Consider the following 18,196-nt stretch of genomic DNA (forward strand, 5'->3'; position numbering starts at 1 on the left):
AATAATTCAGGTTGTATATTATTAAGCCTACATCTCATGAATGAAACGTTTGTCTCCATTTCCATGCTTCAATTGCGGCGTCTGCAATCGTTCGGGACATCTCCATGACCGAGTGAAGCGAGGTCATCTGCAATATGGAATAAGGCCTTGGTCCATTGGCATTAACCACAGCTGCCAGACTGTATTGTCCGACAGGAGGGAGCTTCCCTCCAACCGATTGAGCTGGAATGAGTGGGTTGTTCGAGAGATAATATGTACCTACGGCATGCTTGGGACCCAGACACGCATCGATCGCTATGATGGCATGGTGTGCAGGAATGAGTGCTAATTTCCTCTCCAGCGTGTCTGCATCACAAGGGGAAGACAGCGTGCCTATCACGTTACCTATTCCATTCTCTTGCAGGATACTCCCTGTCAGCGGGCCCAGGGCATCCCCGGTGGAACGATCGGTTCCGATGCAGACAAACGTGATTTCATCTAGAGCGTGAAGTTTGAGGATATTTTCGAAAAATAAAATCAGATTCTCTGCAGGCACGCCTTTGCGGACTTCCCTTCCTTGATGGCGAACCATTTCTCGCTTATACGCTGCCAAGCTGTATTCCCTCCAGTACACTCTGTTTTCCATGAAAACCGGTTGTTGTATCAATCATTGTAACCGATGCTTGGTTTCCCCGCAAAAGCATTGGCCTGAGCACTTCCAATCATGATACAATAACAAGAGTTTCCGATACGGAAGGGATGAATTTAACGATGGATTTAACACAAGCAACAGCAGCCAATATGGAATATATGATTGAAGCGATCAAAACCAAACTGCGTATGGCAAGCGGTGCTGCCATGCAAGCTTCGTCATTCCCACTTGAGAAATATGAAGATCTGTTTGACCTGTATGAAATGATTTTGGGCAAGGAACATCTCAGTATCTCCGAAGTGGAAGCTGTCGCTTCTGAACTGGGTAAGCTTCGTAAATCCTAGTCCAAGCAAGTCAAAAAAAGGACCTGTCTTCCACATCAACGTGGCAACAGGTCCTTTTCGCCTATTTTTGTTTCAAGACTATCGTTATAGGAAGTACATCTGATCCTTAAGGCAGATCAACCAGAACAAATTCGGCAGGTTCACTGTCTGTACTCGTAATTTGCAGATCGCAGCTTTTACGAATTCGTGCAGCATCCCCCGGCTTCAGGCTGAAGTTACCATCCGAGCAAAGAATCTCCACATGTCCACTGATCAGGAAAAGATGTGTCCGTCGCTCTTCATGTTGCGGGTACATCAACTTCTTCCCAGACTCCAAATGGGACAGGTAACAGGTTACATCCTGGGAAATAGGCAATGCGCCTTCGGTTCCCTCGCCCCCTTGCCCGGATACAATCGGACATAAACGATTCAAAGGCTCCTGTGGCTCTATTTTCCGATTCGTATAGGATGGTTTCAGCATACGCTCCGATGGCAAAAACCACATCTGAAGAAATCGTACCGGTTCATCCGCTGACGGATTGGTCTCGGAATGTTCCACTCCCGTACCTGCACTCATCACCTGGACTGTACCCGGTTCAAGCAATTGTTCTGTTCCCATACTATCCGTATGTTTGAGTGTACCTGATATGACATAACTGACAAGCTCAAGATCATGATGTGGATGTTTCTTAAAGCCTTCTTGCGGCATCAGCGTGTTTTCATTATGAGCCAGCAGACAGCCAAAATGGGCGTTGCTCGGATCATCATAATCCGCAAAGGAAAAGCTGAATTCACTGTGTATCCAACCTCGATCCGACGTGTGCCTTTCTTCCGATGTCACCACTTTAATCATGTTCATCCACCTCCAGGGGTTTAGAGCTGCCACATTACTGCGGCAGTCCATGCGTGTATATGAATTGTTTAGATAAATACCAGTTGGTATGTCATCTTTACCCGGGGTCCGGCAACTCTAATCACGCCCCTTCTTAAGGTTATACGCTATCTTCAAGTGAGTGGAGAATGAACTCGCTATCTGCATGACCTACAAGGGTACCCTCATCATTACGGATGTCGGAAGGGAACACTTCAGCCAATCGTGCAAGGGTTCTCTCATTGGAATAACCGATCTGTTTCAGGATGGATTGGGTAATGAAGGCCCACTCTTCCTCGGAACCATCAAGTACCTTGAAGGTGATTCCCAATCGTTCTTTTTTCAGACCAAAACCGAATACCCCTTTGAATCCACCTTTTGCGACAATGTTATCGTCTTCCAGCAGTACTGAATCTACACGCTCTGTGCCCCCTACCATTAACGGATGTTCATTCATGGCTGATGTAATCGTCTCTACAGCTGTTCTTGTAGAAGGATCGGCGATAAGATCCGGACAAGCGAGCTTCAGATAGGCGTTCGACAATGCTGATAACGGCAAAGAAAATACCGGAAAGCCGCAGCCATCCGTCCCAAGCTTAATCTCTTTTTCCTCAATACCTGCCAGGTCGGCAAACGTTTCGAGAATTTCACGTTGTACGGGGTGATCCGGTTCAGCGTAACTGCCCAAATCAACCTGCTTCATCTGACTGTACCCCAGAATTCCCAGATGTTTTCCGGAGCAGTTATGCAAGATGCGGCGTTTCTCTCCTTGTCCACGTATCCATTGATTACGGCTTTCTTCATTAAGCGGGTAGCTTGGTGCACAGATCAGGCACTCTTCACCCAGTCCGATTTTACCGGATAACTGCTCCAGCACCCGAATGTGTTCCGGCTCCGAACGATGCGAAGAGGACATAATGGCAATCTCCTGTGCAGATAGGCCATAGTGACTGACGATCCCTGCCCGGATTCCTGGAATAGCTTGAAAAGGTTTGGCAGATGAGCGAGTGAACGCTCTAAAATGAGGGTCGCCAGCCGAGTATACGATTCGGCCATTCTCATCCGTAATACTTATGTGTCCGTAATGGGCGCATTCCATGACGCCTGCACGGTATTCTTTAATTAACAAGGCACTCTCCATGCGAGTTCTCTCCTTTGTGCTCCCGATTTCATCTCTGCTTTGCGTCACGACGCCGCATGGGATATCTTAAATAGTATAGTACAAAAGCGACGTTTTTACAGTTTTTTCGACATGCATTTCGGTTATAGCTTAATCATCTAAGTTCATGACTAACATAATGAAGGAGAAACTCACTATGCCACGCAAAATGTCTACACCATTCTTATCAGATTCGACCTCTGGCATGTCGTTACGCCCCCTCTTCAATTGGAGTTTGGCTGGTATGGCTATCAGTGCTTCGGTCGTATTCATCATGGCAGGTCTGGGTGCCTGGTTGGGCGATGATTCTATTATTCGTCTGGATGCTGAAATTCAGCAATTATTTTATCTGAATTCGGATTCACGTCTGTATCTATTGCCTTACACTGCATTCATAACCGCGCTGGGCTCATTCAAAATCTCTGCTGTAGCCGCAGGAGGTTTCGCCCTTCTTTTCTTCATACAACGCAGCCCAAGGTTTGTTATATATGGATATGCGATCACGGGAAGTTTTGCCATGATGTGGATCCTGAACACGTTATTGAAAGAATTTTTCAGACGAAGCAGACCTGAACTGGATCATCTGCTGGTCGTTCACGGGTACAGCTTTCCCAGCGGACATGCCATGATCTCCATGGGCTTCTACGGCATGCTCTTTGTAATCTGGGCCATCGAGCAACAGCGACACAACTCTTCTAGTATGTGGCTTCCTGTTCTATGCGGCATCATTTTTATTTTCTTGATTGGCCTGAGCCGCATCATGCTCGGCGTACATTATCCTACGGATGTATTTACGGGATTTGCCGCTGGATTGGCATGGATTCTCTGTATGATTAAAGGTATTAAACAAAGTCACTAAAGAAGGAATTCCTCTGATTTCCAGTTCATTCATCCTCATCTTTATTGTTTCACAGGGTTGCACGGCGTTTATATACGAAGTAAGCAAACGCGAACAGACAACATCCTACATCAAGTTTAAAGGAGGCGGTTGTTATGTGGGGCATTATTATCAGCATTGTGATGGCTGTCATCATCGGTTTGATCGGAGATGCACTTGCCGGTCACAACATGCCTGGAGGCATAATCGGTGCAATGATTGCCGGATTTGCCGGAGCCTGGCTGGGAGCACTTTTGCTTGGTAACTGGGGACCCGTTATCGGTAACTTTGCCATCATCCCTGCCATCATTGGTACAGCGCTCTTTGTTTTCTTGCTGGGGCTTGTGTCCAGACTGCTAAGACAGGCTGCCTGATTCGGGCAACAAGGTGTTCGTTGTTTCGTATTTGTTTCTTAATTTGAAGAAGGAGTGATTAGACATGAATAAAGCAGAAGAGCAATATCCTGTACAGACGGGTTCGACTTTCGCCAAAGGGATTTTCATCGGAGGTTTGCTGGGAGCGGCTGCGGCCCTACTCTTTGCGCCTAAACCAGGACGAGAATTGCGTGGTGACCTTTCCGAGAAAGTAGGCATGGTTACTGACCGCACGAAAGAAGTTGCAACGGTTGTAGGTGATAGAGCATCCGAACTGGCTAAAACGGTCTCATCCAAAACTTCCGACATTGCAAAAACAGTAAACCAAGGACGCAATGATGTCATGGAATCTGTGAGAAAAGCATCCGCGGATGTGGCTAACGAAGCATCCCGTGCATCTGAAGAAGTAGCTGCCGCTTCCGTAGAAGCGAAGGAAGATGCACGTAAAGAACTTAACTCGACTAGCCTGTAAGGTGATATAGATCGAGTGACCAATAGCCAGCTGCACTCCAGCTGGCTATTTTTTATCCAATGCGAGTTGAGGGGGAATAATTATGAGTAAAGTTACAATTAACGGTAATACTCCAATTACGGGGGGAACACCGGCACAGCAGTACGATACAAGCGATCATCCTTTTGAATTGCGACACGAGGTAAAGCGATTGAACACACGTCTGGACCAGATTGCGGACAGTCTGGAGAGAGCACAGATCAAAGATATTATTGAGAATTACAGTAGTCCCAAAAAGCGGATTATTACCAACTTCACAGCAGGTATGGCACGAGGGCTCGGTCTGACCGTAGGTACCTTTGTTGTTCTGGGTCTGCTCGCATTCATTCTCAGCCAATTCGTCAATATGCCGATTGTCGGTCAATATATTGCTGACTTACTTGGCTATATTGAAGATTACAAGAAATAAGGAGACTAACCGACCGCAAGCTATCCCTTACGTTTTTCCGTTTCTCCTTTTTTCTCAATCTCTTCAGCTGAAGGCTGTGAGGATTTCACTTTGAGCAGATCCCCTGTCCATCCTTTCATCATCAGCCATACGTACATGCCAATCATGCTTAGGATAATGGCAACAAGGACCAGAACAACTCCCCATGATTTATCGATAAAGGGCAGGTTCTCAAAGTTCATTCCCCATATCGCGCCGGCAGCCGTGGCGGGTATGAACACAGCTGTGACAATGGTCAGTGTTTTCATGATCTCATTCCCACGCACACCGGAGATCGCATTATCAATAGAGATTAATGTATCGATCTCTTTCTCGTAGTGTCTAAACAATCGTTCCATTCGCTCTACGCGATGTTGGAGCTGTTGGAAGTATCGATTTTCATTGATTTCATCAAGGTAAGCCTCATGTGAAGCGGCCATCAGTTCCGAGTAAGGGATGAACAGATTACTCCAATACAATAATTCAAATCGAGCGGCGAGAATCTGGTCCATCAAGGTGCGAGCATTGCGGGATTCCATCTTCCGTTCCAGATCACGCAGGTTCATCTCAAAATGATCCATTCCCACATGGTAGTAATGCAGTATAGCTCGAAAAAGTACAAACATCCCATCCCTGGCCTCGCTACATTGCTGTAACATATGAGCACGTTCATCCGTCTTCATAATCCCTCGTGTATTGTCATCCATATTCAAAGTAACCAGATGATTGCGATCGACGTAGAAAAACATCTGATTATCTTGACGTTGGTCATCTCTCTCATTCTTGATCGCATATAACAAGGAACCAAATATGACTGGCTCTGTACCGTTCACAAAACGGACGGACAAATAATTCGATTCCACTTCCGGAATTTTGTGAAGCCAATACTGCATGTCCGGAAATGCCTCTGTCAGTTCCTCCAATGCATCGTTCATGCTGTTGTTGTCGGGTGCAACCCAATCCCACCATTGCCAATGGTCCGAACAAGATAACTTGTCACGGCGACGTTCCAACTTGATTTGGTTCACAATCACTTTATCCACTCCTGCACTTATGTTCGTTCATTGCATACTTATCTTTTTTGATCCCAAAAAGGACACGTATGCATTCCAGTGCAATGACGTGTCCTTATTTATGCCGTACTCAACAACATTAGGGTTCCATTTTTCATAACATTGAAGCATTAGACATGATCTGTTTCAATTTCTCTGTAGCTCGCTTCTGAATACGAGATACGCTCATCTGTGAAACACCAAGCTTCTGGGCAATTGCCCGCTGAGATTGGCCATCCTGAAAGGCTAGAATAAGTACCTGCTGCTCTTGTTCCTTCAATTGTCCCAATGCCTGTTGCAAGTCCATCCGTTTTTCGACCGAATCATAGTCATTAACATCCGCACTGATCAGTTCACCTAATGTTGCTGCACTGTCATCCTGAGATAGAGGAGAATCCAGTGACACATAGTGATAACATTCCCGACCAGCCAGAACTTCAATCGTCTCTTCTGCAGTCAAATCAAGGTATTCAGCAATTTCGTTCACACCGGGTGAGCGCTCCAGCTTCACGGTTAACTCATCAATGGCATGTTGCACAAGTGCTCCCTTTTCCTTAATTCTCCGGGGCACCTGAATATACCAGGATTTGTCTCGCAAATAGTTCTTCATATGACCAATCATGCTTTTCATGGCATATGGTTCAAACGGAATACCCAGGTTGATATCGTATTGCTTAAGCAAACGAATCAAGGCCATCTGCCCGGTCTGATACAGATCTTCGTATAGATCGGGGCGATTCCGAGCAATTTTACCTGCTGCCATCTTAACCATCGGTTCATATTTACGGATGAGAACTGTTGCAATTTCATTATCTTGGGTCTGCTGGTATTCCCAGATCAAACCAATAGCTTCAGACATGGACTCTGGGGGAGTCACTTTTTCATTCATACTTTCTCCTCACTTCTTGCAAGACGTTTTACGAGTACTACTTTCGTACCTTTGCCCGTCTCACTTTCCACACTGACATCGTCCATCAAGGCTTGCATCAGGTAGAACCCGAGTCCGCCAATCTGTGCTTCTGTCAATTCTTTGTCGTGAAGACCAGCACGTGACACAGCAGGGTTCATGTTCTCGAAGCTTGCACCTTCGTCCTTGACAGTAATGGACAATGTATCGCCATCCACTTCGAATACAACTTCAACCATGCCGCCTTCGTGTGAGTAGGCATACAGTACAGAGTTGTTACAGGCCTCGGATACAGCAACTTTCATATCCTCAATGTCTTCATAAGAAAATCCCATTTTTGATGCTACTCCATAGAGATTGAGTCTAACAATATCAACGTAATCAGCTGTCGCCGGTAAATTAAGGGTGACTCTTTGAACTTCTGCATTCATTCCTTTTTCGATCCTTTCCTATTGGGAATTCTTCTGAGTGACAAAGAATTTGGCGATGCCCGTCATGTCAAAAAGTTTCTGAATTTGCGCAGGAACTTCCTGTACTTCGAAGCGAGCTTCCATTCCATGTCTTGCCTTCAAAACAGATAACAGGATACCAATCCCTGTACTATCGATATACTTCAGTTCTTTCATGTTGATCACGAGATCCTGTTCCTTGTTATCCACCAGCGGCTCCATTACCAAGCGGAAGTCAGGAGCAACCGACAAATCCAGTTCGCCAGTCAGATACACCGTGCACACGCCGTCCTGTGTTTCAGTTCTTGCATTGAATTTTTCATTTTTGTTTGTATTCATTAGACATCTCTCTCCTGATCAATGGTTTCCTTACCTAATAACCCAACTTCAGCACGAGTGAAACAAAAAGGAGTTTGGAAATTGTTTCAATTGGCCTGATTCATAGCAGAAGGGCCTGAATTTAGCCTTTGTCGTTGTTTCTGAAACTGGGATATTTTCTGTTTTACATTGCCCATTTTGACTGGTTTACTAATATAATCATCCATACCTGCAGCCATACAGCGTTGCTGAATACCTTCCATCACGTTCGCAGTCATAGCTATAATGACCGGCTGATCGGACGGGGGCAGGCTTTCTCGAATCCGCCGTGTACATTCCAAACCGTCCATAACAGGCATCTGCAGATCCATGAACACATAGTCATAGGGAGACGGGCTACCCTTCATCATATCGAGTGCGCTCTGCCCATCTTCAGCAATGTCTGAGAGCAACCCAAGTTTACCGAGCATAATCGACATCAACTTCTGATTAATCGGATGATCATCCACAATTAATACCGTTGGATATTTATTCTCATTCTTTACATCCGTTAGATTCTCTTCCCCACTCCTCTGGACCAGTTCAGTTTCGACATAGCGTTTTGCCTGAATGGTAAATACAAACGTCGCTCCCCGTTGCTCTGTTGTATCTAGATAGATCTGTCCACCCATCATTTCAACCAGAGTCTTGCAGATTGCCAATCCCAAGCCAGTTCCACCGTATTTACGTGTCATTGATGTATCCAGCTGGGAAAACGGCTGAAACAGGCGGTCAACTTTGTCTGAAGCGATACCTATCCCGGTGTCTTTAACAGCAAACTCCAATGCCAGGTGTCCATCCTTTTCTTCCTTAACAGACACGATCAGATACACTCCACCGTGATCAGTAAATTTAATCGCATTGGCAATAAGATTCAACAGAACCTGACGCAACCTTGCCATGTCTCCGTAAATTAATTCAGGAACAGAATCTTCCAGGAAATAATCCAGTTCCAGATTCTTTTTGCCTGTTTCAGCAGCGAATAATCCCAGCACTTCACGGATACAGGAGACGATTTCAAAAGGATGCTCTTCCAGTTCCATTTTGCCGGATTCCATTTTGGTGAAGTCGAGAATGTCGTTGATGACCGTGACGAGTGCATCCGCACTGCGACGAACGATGTCTGCGTATTCTTTCTGATCGTCCTTCAGTTCCGTCTCCATCAGCAGATCCACCATACCGATGACACCGTTCATCGGGGTACGAATCTCATGGCTCATCATCGCCAGGAATTCGGTCTTCGCATTCGCTGCAATCTCCGCTTCTTCCTTGGCCTGAATGAGTTGTTGATTCATCTTCTCCAATTCCTGTGTCTTCTGGTGAAGCAGCATCGTCTGAGTCTTCAGTCGTTTATTGGTGATAAACATCTCCACAAATCCCTCGATTTTGGATTTCAAAATCTGAGGAATAAATGGTTTAACCATGTAATCAATAGCCCCGGCTGAATATCCGGCAAACAAATGCTCCGCTTCTCTGCTATTCGCAGAGATGAATATAATCGGCACATCCTTGGACTTGTCCCGTGCCTTAATTAATTTTGCTGTCTCAATTCCGTCCATTCCAGGCATCTGCACATCGAGAACGATAACCGCAAATTCGTCTTTTAGCAGACAGCGGAGTGCCTCTTCTCCAGAAGTTGCCTTAACGAGTTTATATTGTTCCGATTCCAGAACTGCTTCAAGAGCAAGCAAGTTCTCAGGGCGGTCATCTACCAATAATATGTGGATTGGTTCATTGAGCCCCATGGCTAACCCTAACCCCCTATTTGATCTTCCGGTATATTTTTTCGGTCCGGTCTAACGGCTCATAGGTATCACTGAACTCTGTAAAATGTATCGATTCTTTCGACCCCAGAACCAGAATACCAAAGTGGCTCAAGCTCTCATGAAACAGCCCATGCACATGGTTCCGCAGTTCATCATTAAAATAAATCATAACATTTCGGCAAAAGATAACATTAAACTCGTTAAATGACCGGTCTGTTGCCAGATTATGCTCGGCGAAAATGATGTTCTTCCTTAAAAAAGGATGAAATATCACCGAATTGTATTTCGCTGTATAGTACTCGGAGAAGGCTCTGGTACCCCCTGCCTCCAAATAATTTGTAGTAAATAGTTTCATCTTCTCAATACCGTATACGCCTTCTTTGGCCTGTTGCAGAGAGCGATCATTCATATCCGTTGCGTAGATTCTCGCCTTGTCATACAGTCCTTCCTCATGCAACATGATGGCCATGGAATAGACTTCCTCTCCGGTAGAGCAACCCGCATGCCATATTCGGATATACGGGTAGGTTCTCAGGATAGGAATAATCTTTTCCCGAAACATTCGGAAAAGCGAAGGATCTCGAAACATTTCCGTTACAGGGATGGATAAGTTCTGTACAAAACGGTCAAACGCGGAACGGTCATGAAGAACGCGCTCCTGCAAGCCGGATATGCTCTTAACACCTTCAGCATGTGCATGATGCCAGATTCTTCGTTTCAGGGACGGCAGTGCATAGTTTCTAAAATCATATCCATATAAACGGTGCATGCCTTCCAACAGCAACTCAATCTCGATCAGCTCGCGCTCTTCATCTTGCGGCATACGGACCAAATCTGCCCCCGTCTCGGTAGGTTCCCACGGTGTCATAAATTCTCTCCACTTCTTCATTTGTTACTTGCGTATTCGTCGTATTGTCTTTCATTACCCAAACAATGAACATACGAATAATGAACTTACGAATACAGCCATACGCGCATTAAGGATAACAATTGATCTGTCTGGATCGGTTTTTTCACATAATCAGATGCTCCGGCCTCAATACATTTGCCGCGATCCTCTTTCATGGCTTTCGCCGTGAGCGCAATAATAGGCAACTTTTCAAACTGCGGGATCTGTCTGATTCGTGTCATCGCTTCATAACCATCCATTTCTGGCATCATCATATCCATCAGTACCAGATCAAATTCCGGATTTTTCTCTAAAATCTCCAGAGCCTCACGGCCATTTTCTGCAAATGTTACATCCATTCGATAGCCTTCAAGGACACTTGAAAGAGCAAATACATTACGGATATCGTCATCTACAAGCAATATCTTTTTGCCTTCAAACAACGTTTCCTTGTTGTGTAACTTCTGCAAGATGCGACGCTTGTCTTCCGGCAGATTGGCTTCAACCCGGTGCAGGAACAATGTGGTTTCGTCCAGCAGACGTTCCGGTGACTTCACATCCTTGATAATGATGGATTCCGCATATTTGCGCAGCTTCATTTCTTCCTTGGAATCCAGTTCTTTGCCTGTATAAATTATAATCGGCAGATCGTTCAGATATTCATCATCCCGAATCTGGTCGAGCAACTCAAAACCGGTCATATCCGTTAACATCAGATCCAGTACCATGCAGTCATAACGCTGGCTGTGTAATTCATTCAATGCCTCGCTACCTGTGGATACTGCCGTAATTGCAACATCGTCATGACCAATCAATTCAATAATGGCTTTACGCTGAATTTCATCATCTTCCACAATCAACAGTCGTTTCAACTGATTCTCGGTATAGGATTTGATATGCGAGAAAGCCTTATCCAGTGAATCCTTGCTTGAAGGTTTTTTCAGATACGCAATGGCGCCCATCATCAAACCTTGCTTCATATCATCAATGACTGAGATGACATGTACCGGGATGTGACGTGTTGCCGAACTGCTCTTCAGTTCACCCAGAATGGTCCAACCGTCCATAACAGGCAGTTGAATATCAAGGATGATGGCATCCGGCAGATACTGACGGGCCATGTCCAGACCTTTATCCCCTTGAAGGGCAACAAGTGCTTTGAATCCTCTTCCTCTCGCCATATCCATCAAAATATGTGCAAAGTTCACATCATCCTCAATGATAAGAAGGATTTTGTCACCTTCCATGAGATTCTCCCGATCATCTTCGATCTGCGTGACATCCGGAGTATGGCTAGGAGACAGATCTGTACCCACGCTTCGCTCTGGATCAGGAGATAGGATGGACTGATGACTTGAGAGCATGGTCCGTGTTTCGAAGGATTGTTCATAAAGCTCCTCTGAGGATACAGCTGCTTCTTTTGAAGCCCCTTCCTCCGCCAGTGCTTCCTCTTCATGATTATCCGGCAGGTACAAGGTAAAGCAGCTACCCTCGCCTTCGGAAGATTCCACCTGTATTGCGCCACCAAGCAAACGTGCCAGCTCCCTGCTAATGGACAATCCCAGGCCAGTTCCACCGTATTTGCGACTTGTGGTCCCATCTACCTGCTGGAATGCTTCAAAGATCAGATCCGTCTTGTCCGAAGGAATGCCAATGCCCGTATCTTTCACACTGAATCCGAGATATTCCTGATTGGTGTTCATATATCCCGGGAGTTCTTCCGGTTTCATCCGTCGTCCAATCAGACTAACCGAACCACGATTGGTAAACTTAAATGCGTTCGATAACAAGTTCCGCAAAATCTGTTTGACACGATGACTGTCTGTGTACACCCATTCCGGTAAGTCGCTGTCGAATTCGATGTTCAAGTTCAGCTCTTTTTTATTTGCCATCGGTCCAAAGTTTTGCTGAACAAAGCTGGTCAGCTCTTCCATTCGAACCGTCTCATAATTGATATCCATCTTACCAGCATCCACTTTGGACAGGTCCAGAATCTCATCAATCATCTTCAGCAGATCCGCACCCGACATGTAGATGGTTTGGGCATATTCCTGCTGTTTATCAGTCAGGTTTCCACCCTTGTTCTCCGACAATAGCTGAGACAAAATGAGCAGACTATTCAGTGGTGTACGAAGTTCATGTGACATATTCGCCAAAAATTCGGACTTATACTTGCTTGTCATCGACAGTTGCGTAGCTTGTTGTTCCAACTGTGTCTTCGTTTTCTCAATTTCGTCATTTTTCTCTTCAACTTCACGTACCTGCTCTTCAAGTGCCCGCGTTTTGGCAATAAGCTCCGTGTTGTAATGCTCCAGTTCTTCTTGCTGACGCTGCAACAATTCCTCCGAGCGTTTAAGTGCTTCTGTCTGCTCCTCCAGATTCTCATTGGAGCGACGCAGTTCTTCCTGTTGTGTCTGCAGTTCTTCCGATTGAACTTGTAGTTCCTCTGTAAGTGCCTGGGATTCACGAAGCAGTTCCTCAACACGTAAACGACGACGAACGTTGTTCAAAATAACACCCAAGTTCATGATCAGTTGGGCAAACAATTGTCTATGCTGTTCATTGAACCCTTCAAAGGAAGCCAGTTCAACAACACCAATCAGTTCATCTTCAAACACGACAGGATAGATCATGATACCTGCAGCACGTGTTGAACCTGAAGCTGATCCAATATGCACATAATCCTCTGGCGTATTCTCCAGAATAATAGGCGTCATATCCAGTGCGGCCTGACCAATCAGGCCTTCACCGATTCGGTACATTTCCTTTCCAACGTCTTCGTTCTCTTCGAATGCATATGCACCGTAACGTCTCAATTCGTCGGGATGTTTCTCCTCATCAATCAGATAGACGACCCCCAATTGAGCACCAAGGACCGGTGTGAACTCGCTGATAAACATTTGTGAGATTTGACGAATGGAGCCAATTCCACGAAGTAGCTCAGGAACTCTTGCGATGTTGGAGTTCATCCAGTTTTGATCCTGCTGAGCCTGTACGTAAGCCTTCTCGACTTCCAGTTTTTCTTCCAGATCACTGGACACATCTTTGAAAACACTGGCGATCTGACCAATTTCATCAGTGGATTTGACCTGAATACGCCGAATGGTACGGTAACGACCTTTACCGAAACTGGTAATCATCATGGATACCGTATTCAAACCTCGAGTGATGCTTGGCAGTACCCACATGATCACTCCCAGAGCAAGCAACAATCCCGCAATCATGATGCTTATCGTAATCTGCACCGCTCTTGTATAGGCAGCGTTAGCGCTCTTGATCTCGGCATCAATCTCTTGATCCTGGTATCGGGAGAGGGCATTCAAACTATCTACGGCTTCTTTCTGCACCGCGAGCCCTGTTGAATTGCGGTAGTTATTTGCATCTTCTGCCCTTCCTTGAGACATCAGGCTAATCTGTCTCGTGGCATAGTCTGTATACGCGCCCCATGCAGTATTCACACGATCCACCAACTGATGTTCAGGTGCACTGTCCGCACGGTTTCTTACCTCTGCGAGGTAACCATCCCCCCGATCTTTCATGTCTTTCAGGTCACCGTCCGCAGCAGCAGTCGAATTTTTGGGATTCAACAACAAGTTAGCCAGCACTTTAGCAATGTCATTAACCTCTCCGCGCGCTGCTGAAGTGAACCGTACTTTGAGATAACGTTCCTGATACATCTGATCAATCTGTTGATTACTGCTGTTTAGCCGTTCATAACTCACAAACGTGAGCACGATCAAAATAGCCATCAGAGCGGTAAATCCAACCAGCAGTTTATTTCTGATCTTCATTCAGTATCCGCTCCTTTTTCCAGCGTAATCCAGACCAGACACTTGTCATCATCACGTTCCTGTGATATCTCGTCGTCAAAAAACAGTGCCTGCATGGCATCTTCATTCCATTGATGTGAACCGCTCAGTTTTTCGACCAGGAATTCATGTTGTTCCTCCTGCCCACCCTGAACAGTTTCCAATAAGCCATCTGTATAAAGCGCAATATGTCCATCGCCCTGATAATGGATCGTTTGTGGCTCAATATCCATTTTGTCAAATAAACCAACAGGACAGCAGACGCTGTCAAAAGTAGTGACACTGCCGTCATCTTGGAAGAATAATGCAGGCGGATGTCCTGCGTTGACATAATCAATACGCTTCATCCGTGTATCCACAACCAGGTAAATTGCGGTGAAATAGTACTGTACCAATTGTTTCCCTAAATGGAGCTGATTGAAGCGACGGTTCAACTCCTGAATAACCTTCTCTGGATCGACGTAGGTGGTCACTGTATCTTTCAAGACAGAAGCGATAAACATCGTAAACAGGGATGAAGATATCCCATGTCCCATCATGTCGAGCAACAATACACCATAACGCCCTTCCCCAAGCGGATACCATGAATACAGGTCACCTGCAAGCTCAAAAGAAGGTTTATAGATGGCATGCACTTGGAACAACGGGTCCCTGATTGCCGGACTTAATACAGCATTTTGAACCATTGCTGCCAACTTGAGTTCATCCTGAATACGTTGATCTCGCTCTTTATGCCAATCCTTCTCCTGTTTCAAACGAAGTGCGAGTCGAATTCTGGCCATCAGTTCGACTTTATTAATCGGTTTGGTCACATAGTCAGATGCACCTGCATCCAATGCTTCGGCAAGTTTCTTGGAGTCTCCGATGGCAGTCACCATAATAATCGGTATATCCTTCAAATTTTCAAATTTTTGCACAATACTGCAGGCTTCGATACCGTCCATCTCGGGCATCATCATATCTAGCAAAATCAGGTCAATATCCGACGGTCTTGGACGAAGTTCGTTGCTTTCCTCCCCAATTCCCAACACTTCGAACATTTCCATGGCGGAACTGGCCGTTACAATGTCACGATAGTTCTCTTTTTTCAGAATTTCTCGAATGATAATGACATTCGTCGGATTGTCGTCAACAATAAGTATTCTCATTGATATCTCCTTATCTGTGGCGTCCGGGTTTGTCGATTCTTATTAGGTAAAAACGAACGTTAATTATACAAATTTTTCATACAAAACGGCAGTAGACATAATAATTCCTAGTATAACTATAATCGTAAAAACAAAAAAACTCTATCAGTAAATGGCACCATCACGGGTAATCTTCACCGCTTTTCGCCCTGTTTTTGCAGCGTCCTGATCCCGCTTCCAAACTTGCAAAAACATAGATAAGGAATGGGGAAAGCCCCATTCCTTATCTATGTTTTTGATTAAGCATTTTACCTAAGTGATTCAGAAGTTTGTCCATGTTCAGCAAACTTCAACTTGTACCGCTATATGGATCAATCTTTCTTTTTAGCAATGACGAGTACTTTACCTTTGTCCAACTCACTCTCGTAAAAGTCAGCTTCGGCTTCAGTAAAGCCCATCGAAACAATTTTGGCCCGGAGTTCATCACCGCGTGAGCGGAACAGATTCGCCATGGAATCAAATACGCCTTCTTCCTTTATGCCAATTTCTTTGGCATCTGCTGTATCGGCAATTCGATCTGTACGATCCTTCTCATGGGCGAGAACAAAGATATGATCAGCAAGGTATCCGGTAATCTGCAATTCTTTCACCGCTTCTACCGCTTGGACTCCGTTTTCTACCACTTTTGCATAAGCTTGCTCATTGGTTGAATTCATCGTTTCCACTCTCCTCTGATTTAATCTTCTGTATCGAGCTACTTAGTATATAACCATACAATTTGGAATTGAAACGATTTCGTATTAACCAATATCAGGATACGGTATCATCAAAAAGATCAATGCCATCAATCTGGCTAGAGCCTGACTTCATATATACCTTTAGCGCCTGATCTCCACGGAGAAATACTTCTCCGTCCTCGGCCACATAGTATGGTTTCCCAAGAGCATGATGGATCGCTTCAATCTTCATCTCGATCCTCTCTCCGTTTAACATGATGTGATCTTCAGATGCATCGATATGCACATATTGAATGACATCTGTATCTTCACACAAACCAACCTTCACATCCCGAAAGTGATATTCAGGACATCCCAGATAAGGATCTTCCTGTTTATACACCGCCTGGCCCTTCTTGGCCGACAAGTCATCTATGGTGTCATCCAAAGAAATGCCATTCAGAGTCCGAAAATGCTGGAAAGTCTCGGATCGATCAACAGCCAGAGTTACCTCTGACGCCTTCTCCTCCATTGCCGTCCATTGCATATCGTGAGCAGCGGGTACCGCTGCCGGTTGAACGGAAAAGGGAGAAATTACGCTAAACATCACAAGCAGTAGTTTCATCATGATTCTCACCCTTTCATCAGGTTCATCACCGCTCTGAAGGTTTCTTCATGGATTACAAAGCGATCATGTTATTTACGCATTCGTTGCCATACATTCGCGGCAACATCGACATACTTCATCCAGTTCTTCCCGCCCTTAGCATCACCATTATATGTAGCTTCATAGGATTGCAAGGTACGATCCGTTGATGTAGCAGGTGGTGCCGTTACATGAGACGGTTCAGCGTGCGTTTTATCTTCGGCATGGTTTCGTTTCGTCTGAAATCTGGCCATCAGCGTCGTGGAGACTTGTTTGGCTGCCGCCGTCACTTCATTCAATACTTCACCAAGATTCTCAACAGATTCCATCACAGGATCAATTTTTTTCATTTTGTGCTGGACATCCACCGTAATATCATTGGCGTGTCTTACCGTTTGCTTCACTTCATAACTAAGTTCATCAATGGTCTTCTGTACCTCCTGCAATGTCTGTGAGACATTGTCCAAGGAACCCTGAGCGGATTTCAAGGTACGAATTAAAAAGAAAACAAGGACTGCAAATGCCACTGCAATCAGGGCCACGCTAATTTGATAGATCATAGAAGAACCTCACTTTCCATATGTGCATCAGTTTGTTATTGCTATAGTTACCCGGCGTTTTCCCGGACGAAACAAAATTTCATGTTACTTCAAATATGCTCACGCTTGGAAAAAAAACCAATGTTTCAACTGGATAGCCCTCGGTTAAAGTTAGACTACACAGGGCGGTGAGGTGAACACAACTCACTCCACAATCAAGTAACGAAAGGATGAAACCTTATGTTGAAATGGTCTGTATTATTTCTAATTATTGCACTGGTAGCAGGTATTTTTGGATTCTTCGGTATTGTTGAAGCAGCTGCTTCAATCGCGAAAGTACTCTTCTTCATCTTTGTTGTACTGTTCGTCATCTCCCTCATTACGGGACGCAGCCGAATGCGATAAACTCAGCTCTAATTGGACTGAGTCATATTAACGAATACATACAAAAGCCGATCGTGCTACCAAGCCGATTGGCTTTTGTGCGTTTTTTAGACATAGGTCAACTTTTCTATATTATGTATTGCACTCCCTCCTGCTTTATTCCAAACTGCACTCCCATGAATTCCATAAAATTAGGACTTATTTGAGATAGCCAACCCGGTTTTATCCCACCGAAGTATGATATTTACAGGCTTGCTATATACCCACATATGCGCCAGTTGACACTGGAGAATGCAAGAAAATATTGTTATAATTTGTGATTCATAAGGTAGCTCGCTTGGTTACTTTTAACACAGGACAACAAATTACATACCTAACCGAG

Annotated in this window: 20 protein-coding genes; 6 read left to right on the top strand and 14 right to left on the bottom strand. The window is 45.0% G+C overall.

Features of this window, described 5'->3' with window-relative positions:
* Window positions 1–34: 34 nt before the first annotated feature.
* On the bottom strand, window positions 35–592 hold the full coding sequence (gene yyaC, locus MKZ12_RS25330) for a spore protease YyaC (RefSeq protein ID WP_339237705.1): 558 nt from the start codon (window positions 590–592) through the stop codon (window positions 35–37).
* A gap of 158 nt (window positions 593–750) precedes the next feature.
* Here yyaC and MKZ12_RS25335 point away from each other — a divergent pair, with 158 nt between their 5' ends.
* Complete coding sequence (locus MKZ12_RS25335; RefSeq protein ID WP_253440906.1) at window positions 751–975, top strand: DUF1128 domain-containing protein; 225 nt, start codon at window positions 751–753, stop codon at window positions 973–975.
* A gap of 106 nt (window positions 976–1,081) precedes the next feature.
* Here the strand turns inward: MKZ12_RS25335 and MKZ12_RS25340 are convergent, their stop codons facing one another.
* Both MKZ12_RS25340 and MKZ12_RS25345 read right to left on the bottom strand, forming a co-directional pair.
* Window positions 1,082–1,807, bottom strand: coding sequence for a pirin family protein (locus MKZ12_RS25340; RefSeq protein WP_339237711.1), 726 nt, complete (start codon window positions 1,805–1,807; stop codon window positions 1,082–1,084).
* Window positions 1,808–1,946: 139 nt separating this feature from the next.
* On the bottom strand, window positions 1,947–2,966 hold the full coding sequence (locus MKZ12_RS25345; protein ID WP_339237714.1) for an asparaginase: 1,020 nt from the start codon (window positions 2,964–2,966) through the stop codon (window positions 1,947–1,949).
* Window positions 2,967–3,141: 175 nt separating this feature from the next.
* Between MKZ12_RS25345 and MKZ12_RS25350 the strand changes: the two genes are divergently transcribed.
* The 4 genes from MKZ12_RS25350 to MKZ12_RS25365 all read left to right on the top strand — a co-directional run bounded on the left by MKZ12_RS25350 (window position 3,142) and on the right by MKZ12_RS25365 (window position 5,155).
* On the top strand, window positions 3,142–3,843 hold the full coding sequence (locus MKZ12_RS25350) for a phosphatase PAP2 family protein (protein ID WP_339257402.1): 702 nt from the start codon (window positions 3,142–3,144) through the stop codon (window positions 3,841–3,843).
* Window positions 3,844–3,977: 134 nt separating this feature from the next.
* A complete protein-coding gene (locus tag MKZ12_RS25355; RefSeq protein ID WP_017692278.1) occupies window positions 3,978–4,235 on the top strand; it encodes a GlsB/YeaQ/YmgE family stress response membrane protein in 258 nt (85 codons plus the stop codon).
* Window positions 4,236–4,299: 64 nt separating this feature from the next.
* Entirely contained in the window at window positions 4,300–4,707 is a 408-nt protein-coding gene (locus MKZ12_RS25360) for a YtxH domain-containing protein (RefSeq protein ID WP_074096444.1), read from the top strand.
* An 82-nt stretch (window positions 4,708–4,789) separates the two neighbouring features.
* The gene (locus MKZ12_RS25365) at window positions 4,790–5,155 is read left to right on the top strand and encodes a DUF5665 domain-containing protein (RefSeq protein WP_339257403.1); all 366 of its coding nucleotides are present in this window, start codon (window positions 4,790–4,792) and stop codon (window positions 5,153–5,155) included.
* 20 nt (window positions 5,156–5,175) lie between these two features.
* On the opposite strand, the gene MKZ12_RS25370 is transcribed toward MKZ12_RS25365, so the two are convergent.
* From MKZ12_RS25370 to MKZ12_RS25420, 11 genes are all read right to left on the bottom strand, one after another.
* Window positions 5,176–6,207: a magnesium transporter CorA family protein gene (locus tag MKZ12_RS25370; RefSeq protein WP_339237719.1), complete on the bottom strand. Its 1,032-nt coding sequence runs from the start codon at window positions 6,205–6,207 to the stop codon at window positions 5,176–5,178.
* Between the two features lie 133 nt (window positions 6,208–6,340).
* Entirely contained in the window at window positions 6,341–7,114 is a 774-nt protein-coding gene (locus MKZ12_RS25375) for a sigma-70 family RNA polymerase sigma factor (RefSeq protein ID WP_047841571.1), read from the bottom strand.
* Entirely contained in the window at window positions 7,111–7,563 is a 453-nt protein-coding gene (rsbW, locus tag MKZ12_RS25380; RefSeq protein ID WP_339237721.1) for an anti-sigma B factor RsbW, read from the bottom strand. The genes MKZ12_RS25375 and rsbW overlap by 4 nt, the downstream gene beginning before the upstream one ends.
* Before the next feature lie 18 nt (window positions 7,564–7,581).
* Window positions 7,582–7,920, bottom strand: coding sequence for an STAS domain-containing protein (locus tag MKZ12_RS25385; RefSeq protein ID WP_036606989.1), 339 nt, complete (start codon window positions 7,918–7,920; stop codon window positions 7,582–7,584).
* 86 nt (window positions 7,921–8,006) lie between these two features.
* Window positions 8,007–9,683: a response regulator gene (locus MKZ12_RS25390; RefSeq protein WP_339257405.1), complete on the bottom strand. Its 1,677-nt coding sequence runs from the start codon at window positions 9,681–9,683 to the stop codon at window positions 8,007–8,009.
* A 16-nt stretch (window positions 9,684–9,699) separates the two neighbouring features.
* Window positions 9,700–10,572 (bottom strand): protein-glutamate O-methyltransferase CheR, encoded by an 873-nt coding sequence (locus MKZ12_RS25395; RefSeq protein WP_017692270.1) that lies wholly within the window; start codon window positions 10,570–10,572, stop codon window positions 9,700–9,702.
* Between the two features lie 86 nt (window positions 10,573–10,658).
* On the bottom strand, window positions 10,659–14,384 hold the full coding sequence (locus MKZ12_RS25400) for a response regulator (protein WP_339257407.1): 3,726 nt from the start codon (window positions 14,382–14,384) through the stop codon (window positions 10,659–10,661).
* Window positions 14,381–15,550 (bottom strand): fused response regulator/phosphatase, encoded by a 1,170-nt coding sequence (locus MKZ12_RS25405; RefSeq protein ID WP_339257408.1) that lies wholly within the window; start codon window positions 15,548–15,550, stop codon window positions 14,381–14,383. Before MKZ12_RS25405 ends, MKZ12_RS25400 begins: the two co-directional genes overlap by 4 nt.
* Before the next feature lie 350 nt (window positions 15,551–15,900).
* The gene (locus MKZ12_RS25410) at window positions 15,901–16,245 is read right to left on the bottom strand and encodes a general stress protein (protein ID WP_124118114.1); all 345 of its coding nucleotides are present in this window, start codon (window positions 16,243–16,245) and stop codon (window positions 15,901–15,903) included.
* Between the two features lie 94 nt (window positions 16,246–16,339).
* On the bottom strand, window positions 16,340–16,873 hold the full coding sequence (locus MKZ12_RS25415; protein WP_339237732.1) for a hypothetical protein: 534 nt from the start codon (window positions 16,871–16,873) through the stop codon (window positions 16,340–16,342).
* 68 nt (window positions 16,874–16,941) lie between these two features.
* Window positions 16,942–17,451, bottom strand: coding sequence for a DUF948 domain-containing protein (locus MKZ12_RS25420; RefSeq protein ID WP_339257411.1), 510 nt, complete (start codon window positions 17,449–17,451; stop codon window positions 16,942–16,944).
* A 219-nt stretch (window positions 17,452–17,670) separates the two neighbouring features.
* On the opposite strand from MKZ12_RS25420, the gene MKZ12_RS25425 reads away from it, so the two are divergent.
* Window positions 17,671–17,835: a DUF1328 domain-containing protein gene (locus MKZ12_RS25425; RefSeq protein WP_017692264.1), complete on the top strand. Its 165-nt coding sequence runs from the start codon at window positions 17,671–17,673 to the stop codon at window positions 17,833–17,835.
* Window positions 17,836–18,196 lie beyond the last annotated feature (361 nt).

Source organism: Paenibacillus sp. FSL R5-0713 (assembly GCF_037973325.1).
Classification (GTDB): Bacteria; Bacillota; Bacilli; order Paenibacillales; family Paenibacillaceae; genus Paenibacillus.